Consider the following 1,153-nt stretch of genomic DNA (forward strand, 5'->3'; position numbering starts at 1 on the left):
ACTCAGATCTTGCACCTGGATAGGTGGACTGAATAGCCGTGCTGGCGCAGGAATTCCTCGTGGCGCTGCACCTCAATCATCAGCCGCACAATGACCAGTGCAGGCAGTGCGATCTGCGCCGCCAGCCTCGCGTCCTCTTCCAGCGTTTTTCCTCCTCCGGCGCACAGCATGGTCAGCGTGAACGCCGCACACACCAGGAACACCCAGCGATCCAGCCCCTGGACGGTATGGAGCGCGAACTGATTCAACCCGAGCTGATGCTTGGACTCCTTGAAGAAGGATTCGATCGCCCACCGACGTTTTCCCTCTCTGGCGACACCGTCGCCAGAGAGGAGTTCCGACGACACCGAGAAGAAGGTCCGGTTGCCCCGGTCACATCGGGCCAACGTCACGACCTCCCACGGCCAGTTGTGGAGGGACAGCCAGCTGCCGTGCTCGCAGTCACTCACGGTCACTCGACCTGGGTGATCGGTGCGCCGATTCGACCGAACACCCACGACAAACGCGAATCCCTCATCCCGCACACCCTGCAGGAACTTCGCGGACTCGAACCCGCTGTCAGCCAGCACGCACACGTCGAATCGCCGCCGGATCGGCGATGGAACGGTGGCGAGGAGATCCAGGGCGAGCCGGACCGGGGTCGGGGTGCCCCGACCCCGGTAGACGCGATACCCGACTGGGAATTTGAGTGCGCCGTAGACGGCGTACAGGACCACGAGGTGAATGCCGTGGACGCCGTTATACACGCGAACAGCGGGGAGCTGCTGGCCGGTCTTGGGGATGCTGGTGAGGTCAACGCACAGGTGAAGTCGCGGGCGCCGCTTGCGGCGCGCGGCCAGCAGAAGCGACTCCCATTGCGTGTGCTGAAGACTGTCCCAGCAGGCACGCGTGTCCCAGGTGTACACGTTCAGGAAACGACTGAGGGCACTCGCGCTGACCGTAGAGGCACGGTGAAGCGCCGTTTTCCGCCCCAGATCGAGGAACATGCCGAGCGCAGCCTCAAGGCTGCGCCGCTGGTAGATCGTGCGGGGGACGGAGAGCAGGTGATCTGCCAGAATACGAGCGCGCTTCCCGGAGAGTCTGAGGTCGTTCACACCCTCGTTCTCTCGTCTGGGAGCGCGTTTTGACTACCTATTCAGGTGCAAGATCTGAG

Annotated in this window: 1 protein-coding gene; it reads right to left on the bottom strand. The window is 63.1% G+C overall.

Annotation, left to right across the window (positions count from 1 at the left end; genetic code table 11):
* Positions 1 to 2 precede the first annotated feature (2 nt).
* Entirely contained in the window at positions 3 to 1,094 is a 1,092-nt protein-coding gene (locus K7W41_RS23295; RefSeq protein WP_224612928.1) for a transposase, read from the bottom strand.
* Between the last annotated feature and the right edge of the window lie 59 nt (positions 1,095 to 1,153).

Origin of the sequence: Deinococcus multiflagellatus (assembly GCF_020166415.1) — a bacterium.
Lineage (GTDB): Bacteria > Deinococcota > Deinococci > Deinococcales > Deinococcaceae > Deinococcus > Deinococcus multiflagellatus.